Annotated in this window: 10 protein-coding genes; 7 read left to right on the top strand and 3 right to left on the bottom strand. The window is 60.6% G+C overall.

The window, feature by feature from the left end:
- Positions 1-161 precede the first annotated feature (161 nt).
- Positions 162-938 (bottom strand): enoyl-CoA hydratase, encoded by a 777-nt coding sequence (locus P7F28_RS19295; RefSeq protein WP_277186190.1) that lies wholly within the window; start codon positions 936-938, stop codon positions 162-164.
- A 136-nt stretch (positions 939-1,074) separates the two neighbouring features.
- Here P7F28_RS19295 and paaN point away from each other — a divergent pair, with 136 nt between their 5' ends.
- The 4 genes from paaN to paaK all read left to right on the top strand — a co-directional run bounded on the left by paaN (position 1,075) and on the right by paaK (position 5,530).
- Entirely contained in the window at positions 1,075-2,784 is a 1,710-nt protein-coding gene (gene paaN, locus P7F28_RS19290; protein WP_277186189.1) for a phenylacetic acid degradation protein PaaN, read from the top strand.
- A gap of 132 nt (positions 2,785-2,916) precedes the next feature.
- Positions 2,917-3,708: a 2-(1,2-epoxy-1,2-dihydrophenyl)acetyl-CoA isomerase PaaG gene (gene paaG / locus P7F28_RS19285; RefSeq protein WP_277186188.1), complete on the top strand. Its 792-nt coding sequence runs from the start codon at positions 2,917-2,919 to the stop codon at positions 3,706-3,708.
- Between the two features lie 64 nt (positions 3,709-3,772).
- On the top strand, positions 3,773-4,159 hold the full coding sequence (paaI, locus tag P7F28_RS19280; protein WP_277186193.1) for a hydroxyphenylacetyl-CoA thioesterase PaaI: 387 nt from the start codon (positions 3,773-3,775) through the stop codon (positions 4,157-4,159).
- Between the two features lie 66 nt (positions 4,160-4,225).
- A complete protein-coding gene (paaK, locus tag P7F28_RS19275) occupies positions 4,226-5,530 on the top strand; it encodes a phenylacetate--CoA ligase PaaK (protein WP_277186187.1) in 1,305 nt (434 codons plus the stop codon).
- A gap of 1 nt (position 5,531) precedes the next feature.
- Here paaK and P7F28_RS19270 read toward each other — a convergent pair whose 3' ends face one another.
- On the bottom strand, positions 5,532-6,719 hold the full coding sequence (locus P7F28_RS19270) for a murein transglycosylase A (protein ID WP_277186186.1): 1,188 nt from the start codon (positions 6,717-6,719) through the stop codon (positions 5,532-5,534).
- Between P7F28_RS19270 and P7F28_RS19265 the strand changes: the two genes are divergently transcribed.
- The gene (locus tag P7F28_RS19265; RefSeq protein ID WP_277186185.1) at positions 6,718-6,867 is read left to right on the top strand and encodes a hypothetical protein; all 150 of its coding nucleotides are present in this window, start codon (positions 6,718-6,720) and stop codon (positions 6,865-6,867) included. The two genes, P7F28_RS19270 and P7F28_RS19265, sit on opposite strands and share 2 nt — an antisense overlap.
- A 20-nt stretch (positions 6,868-6,887) precedes the next feature.
- Here the strand turns inward: P7F28_RS19265 and apaG are convergent, their stop codons facing one another.
- Complete coding sequence (apaG, locus tag P7F28_RS19260) at positions 6,888-7,262, bottom strand: Co2+/Mg2+ efflux protein ApaG (RefSeq protein WP_277186184.1); 375 nt, start codon at positions 7,260-7,262, stop codon at positions 6,888-6,890.
- Between the two features lie 243 nt (positions 7,263-7,505).
- Here apaG and rpe point away from each other — a divergent pair, with 243 nt between their 5' ends.
- A complete protein-coding gene (gene rpe / locus P7F28_RS19255; RefSeq protein WP_277186183.1) occupies positions 7,506-8,195 on the top strand; it encodes a ribulose-phosphate 3-epimerase in 690 nt (229 codons plus the stop codon).
- Positions 8,192-8,932 carry a phosphoglycolate phosphatase gene (locus P7F28_RS19250; protein ID WP_277186182.1) on the top strand — a complete coding sequence of 247 codons (741 nt, stop codon included), beginning with the start codon at positions 8,192-8,194 and terminating at the stop codon, positions 8,930-8,932. The genes rpe and P7F28_RS19250 overlap by 4 nt, the downstream gene beginning before the upstream one ends.
- Positions 8,933-9,028 lie beyond the last annotated feature (96 nt).

Below are 9,028 nucleotides of genomic sequence, written 5' to 3'. Positions count from 1 at the left end.
AACTATCTTCACGTATCGACTGCGTTTCAAGACTCAAACCACCCGTCTGAACCGCCCCAGCAAAACATCCTGTTCCCGCTTCCTTCGCGTTCGTTGAATCGCGAAGGAACGGAATTCTAGTGGCCGCACGCCTTACATGCAAGGGGGTTACCGAGAAAATTTCAGCGATGTTTGAACGCCGGTTTCCGCTTTTCGACGAAAGCCGCCATTCCTTCCTTTTGATCTTCCGTAGCGAATAGCGAATGGAACAGCCGGCGCTCGAAATGCACGCCCTCGGAAAGCGTCGTTTCGTACGCGCGGTTGACTGCCTCCTTCGCCATCATCACGGCCGGAAGCGAGAATCCGGCGATGATCGTTGCTGCTTCGACGGCTTCGTCGAGCAATCGGTCGGTGGCGACTATGCGGGACACTAAGCCCGCTCGCTCTGCTTCGTTCGCGTCCATCATGCGGGCTGTGAGGCACAGGTCCATCGCTTTGGCTTTCGAGACTGCGCGCGGGAGTCGCTGGGTGCCGCCCGCGCCGGGAATGACGCCGAGCTTGATCTCCGGCTGACCGAACTTGGCTGTGTCGGCGGCAATAATGATGTCGCACATCATCGCGAGTTCGCAGCCGCCGCCGAGTGCGAAGCCGGCAACCGCTGCGATGATCGGCTTGCGGATCGTGCGGATCGTTTCCCAGTTGCGGGTGATGTAGTCGGTCTTGTAGACATCCATATACGAGTACTTCGACATCATCCCGATGTCGGCGCCCGCCGCGAACGCCTTTTCGCTGCCAGTCAACACGATCGCGCCAATGTCTTCATCGGCATCGAAGGCTTTAAGGGCTGTGCCGAGTTCGTCCATCAGCGCGTCGTTGAGCGCGTTCAACGCCTTCGGACGGTTCAACGTAATCAGTCCAACCCGACCTCGTGTCTCGACCAGCAGATTCTCGTAAGTCATTCAATTCTCCTCTCGATCCTCAGGTAAGCCCTAATAAAAAGACGTCGTCACGGCATCTCGATAATGCTACCATCACCAACCAACCGGTCGGTTAATTAATCGACCCGTACCCGTCCCACGATCTTCTCTTCCGACCATGACACATCCGCTATTCACGAAGCATCAAGCGACGCTCGACAAAGGGCTCGCCGCCATTGAAACGCGCGGCTACTGGAGTCCGTTTGCCGAAATGCCCAGTCCCAAAGTGTACGGGGAAACGGCCAATGCTGACGGAGAGGCGGCCTTCAAAGCTCATCTCGGCCAAGCGTTCGAGATCGATCAACCTTCGAGTGGCGAAACGGTCGGAAAGGAGCGTTCGCCCTTCGGCATCGCGCTCGACATTCGTTATCCGAAGAGCGATCCGGACGCGCTCATTCAGGCCGCGGCAAAGGCTCAGGCAAGCTGGCGCGCCGCCGGTCCGAAAGCGTGGGTCGGCGTTAGTCTCGAGATTTTGTCCCGGCTTAATCGCGCCAGTTTCGAGATCGGTTACAGCGTCATGCATACGACCGGCCAGGCTTTCATGATGGCGTTCCAGGCAGGCGGCCCGCATGCACAGGACCGCGCGCTCGAGGCGGTCGTGTACGCATGGGACCAGTTGCGTCGCATTCCGTCCGAAGCGCACTGGGAAAAGCCACAGGGCAAGAATCCGCCGCTCGCCATGCAAAAGCGCTTCGCGATCGCGCCGCGCGGCACGGGACTGGTGCTCGGCTGCTGCACTTTCCCGACCTGGAACGGCTATCCCGGACTCTTCGCCGATCTCGCCACAGGCAATGCCGTGATCGTCAAACCGCATCCGGGCGCGATTCTGCCGCTCGCGATTACCGTTCGCATCGCGCGTAACGTGCTTCGTGAAGCCGGTTTCGATCCGAACGTCGTCACACTGCTCGCGACCGAACCGAACGATGGCGCGCTTGTGCAGGACCTCGCCGTGCGCCCCGAAATCAAACTGATCGATTTCACCGGCAGTACGCAAAACGGCACGTGGCTCGAACGTAATGCGCACCAGGCGCAGGTCTACACCGAGAAAGCAGGCGTCAATCAAATCGTGGTCGATTCGGTTGACGATCTAAAAGCGGCCGCGCGCAATATCGCGTTCTCGCTTGCGCTTTACTCGGGCCAGATGTGCACGGCACCGCAAAACATTTACGTACCGCGTGACGGCATTCGCACCGCTGAAGGCCATCTGAGCTTCGACGACGCCGCGAAAGCGCTTGCCGGTGCCGTCGAAAAACTTACTTCCGATGCATCGCGCGCCGTGGAGCTGACTGGCGCGATCCAGAACGACGGCATTGCAGCTCGTATCAACGAAGCGCGCGGCCTTGGCGACGTGCTGCTCGACAGCCAGACGCTGACGCACCCCGCTTTCGCCGATGCCCGCGTGCTCACGCCGCTGATTGTCAAACTGGACGCGCGCAACGACGCAGCCAAGTTCACGAAGGAATGGTTTGGCCCGATCTCGTTCGTCGTCGCAACCGATTCGACCGCACAGTCGCTCGATCTCGCGGGTTCGATCGCGCAGACGCACGGCGCGCTTTCCTTCTCCGTCTACAGCACCGACGACGCCGTGATCGAGTCCGCACACGACGCGGCGATCCGCGGTGGCGTGGCGCTGTCGATCAATCTGACGGGCGGCGTTTTCGTCAATCAGACGGCGGCGTTCTCGGATTTCCACGGTACGGGCGCAAATCCCGCTGCCAACGCAGCGCTTTCGGACGCAGCCTTTGTCGCCAATCGGTTTCGCGTGATTCAGAGTCGTGTCCATGTTGCGCCGAAGGCCGCGCCGGCGGAAGTCGGCCAGACGGCATAGGCAAAAACGACAAAACCGGCATAACCGGCGTTTTGTCCATTTGACCTATGCCATTCGACCGAATGGAAAGCGCCTGGCCACGCGACTAGTATCGACGTGTGACCAATCCAATCGATTACGACGAGAGATGCCATGCCCGGAAAGTCCGTCCTGTTTCACATCGACGATGAAACGCGCGTCGCTACGTTGACGCTTAATCGGCCCGATAAGCTCAACAGCTTCACGCGCGAGATGCATCGTGAGATGAGCGAAGCGCTTGGGCAGATTGAAGCGAGCGCCGCGCGCGCGCTGATTATTACCGGCGCGGGACGCGGCTTTTGTGCCGGGCAAGATCTTGCCGATCTCGACTTCACGCCCGGTTCGATGTCCGATCTCGGTGGTCTGATCGAAGAGTTTTTCAACCCGCTCGTGCGCCGGCTCGAAGCGTCGCGATTGCCCATCATCGCGGCAGTGAATGGCACGGCAGCGGGTGCCGGCGCGAATCTGGCGATGGCCTGTGATCTCGTCATCGCTGCGCGCTCGGCCAGCTTTATTCAGGCGTTCGTGAAGATCGGCCTCGTGCCGGATTCGGGTGGAACGTGGCTGTTGCCGCGTCGGGTTGGCGAGGCGCGTGCGTTGGGGCTGGCGTTGACGGGCGAGAAGCTGAGCGCGGAGAAAGCGGAAGCGTGGGGCATCGTTTGGCGCGTCGTCGAAGATGGCGAATTGCAGCAGGCCGCCGCGCAAATCGCGTCGCAACTTGCGCAGCAACCAGCGCGTGCCGTCACCGCCATCAAGCGCGCCATACGCGCCGCCGCAACCAATACCTTCGATCAGCAACTCGATCTCGAACGCGACATGCAGCGCGAACTCGGCGCATCGCCCGATTACATCGAAGGCGTTGCCGCATTCAAGGAAAAGCGCGCGCCGCGCTTCGAGGGCCTGTAATAACCGCACTCATCCGGAGAGATTCGTGACGCCTCAACAACTCGCGGAAGCAACCGCTCACGCCATGTACGAAGCGGACGCATGCTCGCGCGCGCTCGGTATCGAACTTGTGGAAGTGCGGCCGGGTTACGCGCGGCTGCAAATGGATGTGCGCCCCGATTTTTTGAACGGCCACGCGATTTGCCACGGCGGCCTCATGTTCACGCTCGCCGATTCGGCCTTCGCCTTCGCGTGCAACTCGTACAACATCAGCACCGTCGCGGCGGGTTGTTCGATCGAATTCCTGCGGCCGGTCAAAGGCGGCGATCGGCTGACGGCGGAGGCGATCGAACAGACATTGAGCGGTCGTACGGGAATTTACGACATCCGCGTCACGAACCGCGAAGGCGAAGCCGTCGCGATGTTTCGCGGCAAGTCGGCGCAAATCAAAGGCACGGTGATTCCGGCCTGAACGAAAAAAGCGGACGCATCGATCCACAAAACAAATGCGCCGCGCAACGACATGACGGAGACGACCATGACCACATCGCTGCCACTCGATCCGATCGAGAAGGCGAGCCGCGACGAACTTGTCGCGTTGCAGCTCGAACGTCTGAAATGGACGTTGAAGCATGCGTATGAGAACTCGCCGGTGTATCGGCGAAAGTTCGATGAAGCCGGCGTGCATCCGGATGAAGTGCAGTCGCTCGCGGATCTCGCGCGCTTTCCGTTCACGACCAAAAAGGATCTGCGCGATAGCTATCCGTTCGGCATGTTTGCCGTGCCGCAGGATCAGGTTTCGCGCATTCACGCCTCGTCGGGGACGACGGGCAAGCCGACGGTTGTGGGTTACACCGCGCGAGACATCGATACCTGGTCGAATCTAGTCGCGCGTTCCATTCGCGCGGCGGGCGCGCGACGCGGCGACAAGGTGCATGTGAGTTATGGCTACGGTCTGTTCACCGGCGGTCTCGGCGCGCATTACGGTGAGGAACGCGCGGGTCTTACCGTGATTCCATTCGGCGGCGGCCAGACCGAAAAGCAGGTGCAGTTGATCCAGGATTTCCGTCCCGACATCATCATGGTGACGCCGAGCTACATGCTGTCCATCGCGGATGAACTGGAGAAGCAAGGCGTCGATCCCGCGCAGTGCTCGCTGCGAGTCGGCATCTTCGGCGCGGAGCCGTGGACCAACGACATGCGACGCGCGATCGAACAGCGCATGGGTATCGACGCTGTAGATATTTACGGTCTCTCCGAAGTGATGGGTCCGGGCGTTGCGTCCGAGTGCGCGGAAACCAAAGACGGTCCGACGATCTGGGAAGACCACTTCTACCCCGAGATCATCGATCCCGACACGGGCGAAGTGCTGCCCGATGGCGAATTCGGCGAACTGGTGTTCACGTCGCTCACGAAAGAAGCGCTGCCGATCATCCGGTATCGGACGCGCGATCTCACGCGTTTGCTGCCCGGCACCGCGCGCACGATGCGTCGCATGGAAAAGATCACGGGCCGCTCGGACGACATGATGATCGTGCGCGGTGTGAACGTGTTCCCGACTCAGATCGAAGAGTTGCTGCTGAAGCGCCCCGTACTCGCGCCGCATTATCAGATCGTGCTGACGAAGGAAGGTCCGCTCGATGTGCTCACGCTGAACGTGGAGCCGTGCCCGGAATCCGCGGCCGATATCGCCACACTCGACAGCGCGAAAGAAGCGCTGACCTACGATATCAAAGCGCTGATCGGCGTGAGTGCGGTTGTGAATGTGCTCGCGGTGAACGGCATCGAGCGATCGGTGGGGAAGGCGCGACGCGTTGTCGATAAACGCGCCGCGAAGAGCTGAATTACGAGTTCGGCACCAGCAGCCACATGCGGCCGCCCTGCTTCATGCGGCCCGCTAAATCGCCGGCATCGTCGCCGAGGCCCCAGAAGTAGTCGGCGCGCACGCCGCCTTTGATCGCCGAGCCGGTGTCTTGCGCAAAGACGAGGCGGTTCATCGGCTGATTGCTGAGCGGACGCGTGGTTTGCAAGAAAACGGGTGTGCCGAGCGGAATGGCGGAAGGATCGACGGCGATCGAACGTTCGGGCGTCAGCGGCACACCGAGCGCGCCGACAGGACCATCGCCCTGACTTGCCGACATCGGATCGTTCGACGGCATCTCGCGGAAGAACACGAAGCGCGGATTCACGTCGAGCAGCGCATCGACACGCGCCGGATTTGCTTTGGCCCACGCTTTGATGCCCTGCATGGTCGCTTGCGCAGGCGTAAGTTCACCGCGATCGAGCAACTCCCTGCCGATGGACCGATACGGCTGATTGTTCGTCCCGCCGAAGCCCACTCGCATCACGCTGCCGTCTTCCATGATCACGCGGCCCGAGCCTTGCACTTGCAGGAAGAACACTTCGATCGGATCGTCCACCCAGACGAGTTCGTTGCCGGTCAACACGCCCGAACGTTCGAGCTGCGCGCGCGTCGGCAGCGTGGTGCCCGTTTTGTACCGATACGGAAATCGATACAGCGCGTACTGATATTGCCCGTGCCGCGTGCGCGAGCCATGCAGCAGCGGCTCGTAATAACCGGTCACGAGACCGTCGAGCGTGCCATCGTTATTGGCGAGTTGGAACGGCGTGAAATAGCTCTCGAAGAAACTGCGCGCCGCCGACATATCGAGATCATCGAGACCGAGCGCCGCCGCGCACGCCCGCTGCCACTTCGGTTGAGTTGCGAGCCGCGCGCAATTCTGGCGCAGCGCGGCCGTCGCGCCGATCAGCGAATCGTCATTCCAGCCGGGAACTTGCTGCCAACTCACCGCCGTCAGGCGCGACGCAGCGCGTTGCCCCGGCACGATCGGTGTCCCGCTTGGCGCACTCGCGCTCGTGCCCGGTTTCGTATAGCTGCCGCCGCCGCATGAAGCAAGCAAAACAGCGGTGACGATGGATGCGGACCAGGCCGCGACTCGTGTTGCCCGCGCCGCTCGTGTCGAGGGCTGAGCGAAACGCATACAATGCTCGTTCTTGATGGGAACCGCCATGTCAGATCTGTTCGACGAATATCCAATGCTGGTTTTTGGGCTCGAAGCGCTCGTCGCGCTCGGCCTCTTGATCTTTATCGTCGTGTGGACGGCGTCGGGAAAGAAGAAACACCAGAACCGCACGAGCGATACGGCCAAGCGCCGCTGAAACCGTTCGGCCTGCCTGACCTAGTGGAGCGTGCGCGGCATATGCAGCGCAAACTCCGCGACCGGCGCCTCGAAACGCTCACCGTCTTCCGCTACGCAGAAATACTCGCCGCGCATGGTGCCCACCGGCGTCGCGATCACCGCCCAACTGGTGTATTCGAACTGCTCGCCCGGTGGAATAAGCGGCTGATGCCCGACGACACCCAGCCCTTTCACTTCCTGCACGTGATCCTCGCTGTCCGTAATGATCCAGTGACGCGAGATTAATTGCGCCGCGACCTGGCCCGTATTGCGGATGGTCAGCGTGTAGGCGAAAGCGTATTGGCGGCTATCCGGGTCCGACTGTTCAGGCAGAAACCGCGTCTCCACGGATACGCTGAATTCGTACTGGCTCATCGTAGTTCCATTCAAAGTGCCGCGGCAGCAACGAAACGCGCCGCGCATGTGCGCCATTGCTGGTCACGCATTCTGCTTGATGCAGCGCGCGCCCGCAACATTCCAGACGATTCGACCAAAAAGCCTATGCCATTCAGCCGAATCACGCCCGCAAAAAACGCGGGGTAAAATCACCTATCCGATCGAATTCCAATCGAAATCCCAATCAAAGGCCGCATTTCGGGCCGTTACCCGCATACGTCCATGGCGCAATTTCATATCGCTCCCAGCATCCTGTCCGCCGACTTTGCCCGTCTCGGCGAGGAGGTCCGCAATGTCGTCGCAGCCGGCGCGGACTGGATCCACTTCGACGTCATGGATAACCACTTCGTGCCGAACCTGACGATCGGCCCGATGGTCCTTGAAGCCATTCGTCCGCATACGGATGTTCCCATCGACGTGCATCTGATGGTGGAACCGGTGGATCGCATCGTGCCCGATTTCGCAAAGGCCGGCGCCAATGTGATCAGCTTTCATCCGGAAGGTTCGATTCATATCGACCGGACTTTGTCGTTGATCAGAGATCACGGTTGCAAAGCCGGTCTCGTGTTCAATCCGGCGACGCCGCTGAACTATCTCGACCATGTGATGGACAAGCTCGATCTCGTGCTCATCATGTCGGTGAACCCGGGTTTTGGCGGACAGTCGTTCATTCCCGAAGCGCTGAACAAGGTGCGCGAAGCGCGTGCACGGATCAACGCGTATCAGGAGCGCACGGGCCGCAAGATTCATCTCGAAGTCGATGGTGGCGTGAAGGTTGAGAATATCGGTGAAATCGCGGCGGCGGGCGCGGACACGTTCGTCGCTGGCTCGGCCATCTTCGGCCATCCGGACTACAAGCACATCATCGACGCGATGCGAACCGAACTTGAAAAATCCGGAGCGCAGTCATGAGCGAAATCGCGGCGGCGCAGGCCCCATTCGTCAATCGGCCGATCCGCGCGGCCATCATCGATCTGGACGGCACCATGGTCGATACCGCGGATGACTTCGTCGCCGCGTTGAACGGTATGCTCGCGCGCATTGGTATCGAGCAGATCGTGACGCGTGATGAAGTGACGGGTTATATCGGCAAGGGTTCGGAGAATTTGATTCGCAGCGTGCTCGCGGTGCGCTTGCCGCACACGCAAGCTACCGCGCAGTTCGACGACGCGCTCGCCATCTATCAAAGCGAATACGCGAAGATCAACGGCAAGCATTCCACGCTCTTTCCCGAAGTGAAGGAAGGTCTTGCCGCCATGCGCGAGCTGGGCATTCCGCTGGCGTGCGTGACGAACAAGCCGCATCGCTTCGCGGTGGAATTGCTCGGGCATTTCGACATCGCGGAATACTTCAAGGTGATTCTCGGCGGCGATTCCTTGCCCGCGAAGAAACCCGATCCGCTGCCGATGACCACGGCCTGCGAACGGCTCGACGTCGATCTGAAGGAAGCAGTCGCCATTGGCGATTCGGAAAACGATGCGCTCGCAGGCCGCGCCGCCGGGCTTGCGACGCTCACCGTACCCTACGGCTACAACCACGGGAAACCTGTGCAATCGGTGAAATCCGATGGTATAGTTTCTTCGCTGCGAACCGCAGCCTTGGCGATAGCCGCAACCCTTGCGCCGCCGAGCACCACACTGACTGAATAAGTCCATCCAATTCATGTTTCTCAACAGAAAACGGAGTCTGAGCAGCATCGACCGGGGAGCCTGGCCCTGGCGTCGCTGGTCGCGCTAACCTCGCCC

Origin of the sequence: Caballeronia sp. BR00000012568055 (genome assembly GCF_029439455.1) — a bacterium.
Lineage (GTDB): Bacteria > Pseudomonadota > Gammaproteobacteria > Burkholderiales > Burkholderiaceae > Caballeronia.
This window is presented reverse-complemented; position numbering and strand designations above follow the sequence as displayed.